The organism is Frisingicoccus sp., assembly GCA_016298055.1.
GTDB lineage: Bacteria > Bacillota > Clostridia > Lachnospirales > Lachnospiraceae > Frisingicoccus.
This window is the reverse complement of sequence record JAEDDO010000168.1, coordinates 1-3,777: the sequence shown is the minus strand read 5'-3', so window position 1 is coordinate 3,777 and position 3,777 is coordinate 1. Positions and strand designations below refer to the sequence as shown.

The following is a 3,777-nucleotide window of genomic DNA, read 5'->3' as shown; positions in this document are numbered from 1 at the left end:
TCTCCGGTGAATGCACAGCATGGAATAATTTCAGCAAAATCAAGAAGACCGCTGTATACTTTCATAACTTCAAGTAAATCTTCTTTTTTTACCATATCCATTTTATTAATGATCAAAATGATCGGTGTGTTTGTCTTTTTCAGCTGTTCCACAATGTGCTGTTCTCCCGCACCGACATAAGTGGAAGGCTCAACAAGCCACATAACCACATCCACTTCATTTAATGTACGCTCAGCCACATTGACCATATACTCGCCCAGTTTATTTTTCGCTTTATGAATTCCCGGTGTATCCAGAAAAACGATCTGGCCTTCTTCATCGGTATAAACAGTCTGAATACGGTTTCTTGTTGTCTGCGGTTTGTTTGATGTGATCGCAATTTTCTGTCCGATCAACTGATTCATCAATGTGGATTTTCCCACATTCGGCCGTCCGATCAATGTAACAAAACCGGACTTATACTGTTTCTTATCCATGTTTCCTCCTTATCATGCTCCCGTCAACGGCTCTATTTTTTCGAACATGTCTTTATTTTCCTGTATTTTGGCTGTACTGCCCACAACACACCGGATTCCGGAATGAACAATGGCATCCACGATTCCGGAAAGACTGCGTATTGTCTCCACATCCGTATGCAGCATCTCATAACGATGTTTTTCCAGTTTCTCGTAAGAAGTATGACTGATCCACGCACTCAAAGACCGTGTACCTTTATCTGCAGCCCCCAGAGGCACATCAATACCACTGACAGCCCCGATAATATATTTGCGCATCGTCCGTTCATCGGCTTCAAAATTCTTTACATAATCTGCTGCACCTTCATAGACGTCATAGGTTTCCTTAAGATTCGGATCCCTGTAAGAAGTGAAATATCCGGTTCCGTTTGGTGAAAAACCGCTCATACATCCGTAAGCACCGCCCTGAACTCTCAGTCGTATCCAGAGATAATCATAATTCATCATCACTTTCAGCACATTTAATGCACCGTTATATTTGAATCCTGCTTTTGCAAAATCACCGGCACAGGCATCATACTGAACCATACCGGAAGTCGTATAAGCCTCTGAACGGACTTCTTCCATAGCCTTGCAAAGTGCCGCTTTCACCTCGTCGCACACCTGGGCATCCGTTGGCATCGCCTCATCATTCCCGTCAAATACACTTTCAAGAGATTTTAACATAACCGAGGCCATATCCTCAGGAACAATATCGGAGCAGGTAATATCGATCATAAGATTCGATCTTACAAATATAAGTGCCGCCGTTTTTTTCAATTCATCCACAATCGTGTCGGAAAGCCGGTCAAATTCCCGATCAAGTTTTTCAATAAACCGATAATAAGCCAGACCTTCTTCATATTCTTTATACATACCCGCTGCGGACTGACAGCTCATCGCCCGGTTCACAGCCACCGTATGACCGTTGCCGACCATATACATCTCTAATCGTGAACGGACCTGACCGATGATCTCTTTCAGACGTTTTTTATCATCCAAATGACTCTTTGAAATAATTTCCGCCATCAATGCCCCACCGTCAGCAGCCTTTGGAAGGAGAACCTTCATTGCGATCTCCATCTTTGGATAAAAGATTTCTGTACTGCCCTGCTCTGCATAAATACTTGTATTCACCCGTATACCGCCGGTATGAATATTAATTTCATCTGCCAGATCTGTATAGGTGTGTTCATCCGTATCCACATTTCCAAGAACCGATGCAAGCAATCCAAGATAAGGAATCTTTTCAAAAGGCACTCTTCCTGTGTTGAAAATCCATTTCACGTAGGCAATGCCTCTGCTCTCCACATCATGATACAGTACCGGGCACCCCTCTGCTTCTTTATACTGATTATAAAAAGGCTGTGGTTTCGGTTCAATATCTTTAATCTCAAGCAGTGGGATCTTCGCCAGTTCCTCCGGACCGGATGGCTCTTCCTGATATTTTTTCAATGCTTTTGTCTGCGCGACCATGATGCTCAATTCTTCCGGTGAAAGACTGTCTTTAAAAGCTGCCAGTTCTTCCTCAACTGCTTTAGCATTTACCTCTGTCAAACCTTTTTCCGGCGAGAGAATCAAAAGTGAGCTGTGACCGTTATCCAGAAGATACTTCTGAATAAGTTCTTCAAAATAACCCTCATCCACTTTCTTCTTCAGGCTCTCAAATGTGTCACTGGCCTGAATATGGATAAACGGCTTATTTTCATCATAAAGCCAGCTGTCCATCATCTGGAGACCATACATAAGTCCCGCCGGATATCTGCCGAAATCTCCCTCTCGATATTTAAATTCAAAGTAGTTGATTGCAGCAAGCAGAGACTGACGGTTGATTCCATTGTGAACAAGATTCGAAAGCACTTCTCGGATCACCTTCAAAAATTCTTCCTTTTTGTCCATTTCCGAATTTTTCACAATGATACACATATAAGGCTGTAAAATGCCATTATCCAGTTCTCCGAAAACATCTTTGCCGATACCGCTCTCCAGCAAGGCCTTCTTTAATACAGCTCCCGGTGAAGACATAAGCACATATTCCAACACCTGCATGGCCAGATACAATTCCCTGTCAAGGCTTGTTCCGATCACTGTGTTGTAACTCAAATAGGTATTTTCCACCAGCTCTCTGTCATCACTGACTGCATAAGAAGCTTTGACTTCCCGCATGGCGTCAAAAGGCTTCTGAACCCGAATGGAAGAGTCCACTTCAATTTTGTCATAATGACTCAGATAATGCTCATCAATAAAGCGGAGTTTTTCCTCCACATCCATATTACCGTAAAGGTACAGCCATGCATTGGACGGATGGTAATAGCGTTTATGAAAATCAAGGAAATCTTCATAGGTCAGATTCGGAATATCTGACGGATCTCCTCCCGACTCAACGCCATAAGTCGTATCCGGATAAAGTGTCTGACTGATTTTTCTGAAAAGGATCTGCTCCGGAGATGAAAAAGCACCCTTCATCTCATTGTATACAACACCGTTATATTTTAACGGTTCCGACGGATCTTCAAGCTCATAATGCCATCCTTCCTGAAGAAAGATTTCTTTATGTTTATAAATATTCGGGCGAAAAACTGCATCCAGATACACATGCATCAGATTTTGAAAATCCGTATCATTACAGCTTGCCACCGGATAAACCGTCTTATCCGAATAGGTCATCGCATTGAGAAAGGTATTTAAAGACCCTTTCACCAGTTCAACAAAAGGATCTTTCACCGGAAATTCTTCCGAACCGCAGAGAACCGAATGTTCCAGTATGTGGGCCACACCCGTACTGTCCTTCGGCGGTGTGCGAAAGGCCACATGAAAAACTTTATTCGAATCCTCATTCGACAGTACCGCTATCCGTGCGCCGCTTTTTGTGTGTTTCAGAAGCCAGGCTTCTGATTTCAATTCTTCGATATATGTCTCATCCAGAATGGTATAGCCTTCCGGAATTTTTTTTGTCTGACTCATCATTAAACCTCCTGTCTTTTATAAACTGTACCATATTCCTCTGATTTATACAACCAGATTACTGTCTCTCTTCCTCTGTCCGTATCCACAATTTTACATCCCGGATAAACTTTTTCCAGGCATCCTCATGCTCGACATAATATTTAGGACATATTTTCCCTGTCACATCATAATGACGGATCACCTGATCCGGAGGTACATCCAAATACATGCACAGCCACCCCGTCAGATTGACAAGGGACCCATAGGTGTATGTATTAAACTTTCCGTCAGCCGTCTCATGGCACACTTCCACGGAGACACTGTTAATATTGCGTTC

Annotated in this window: 3 protein-coding genes; all 3 read right to left on the bottom strand. The window is 42.9% G+C overall.

Going from position 1 to position 3,777, the window contains the following annotated elements; translation table 11 throughout:
• Positions 1 to 476 (bottom strand): GTPase Era (gene era, locus QZZ35_RS09885; protein WP_291237250.1); only part of this gene is annotated, 476 nt, incomplete at its 3' end.
• Positions 477 to 488: 12 nt separating this feature from the next.
• Complete coding sequence (locus tag QZZ35_RS09880; protein WP_291237249.1) at positions 489 to 3,458, bottom strand: insulinase family protein; 2,970 nt, start codon at positions 3,456 to 3,458, stop codon at positions 489 to 491.
• Positions 3,459 to 3,516: 58 nt separating this feature from the next.
• Positions 3,517 to 3,777, bottom strand: a 261-nt coding sequence (locus tag QZZ35_RS09875) for a peptidoglycan recognition protein family protein (RefSeq protein WP_291237248.1), incomplete at its 5' end; no start/stop codon positions are given.

What these genes read in the sequence shown, in the direction of transcription:
- QZZ35_RS09880 (WP_291237249.1), bottom strand. Translation starts at nt 3,458, where the DNA reads ATGAGTCAGACAAAAAAAATTCCGGAAGGCTATACCATTCTGGATGAG.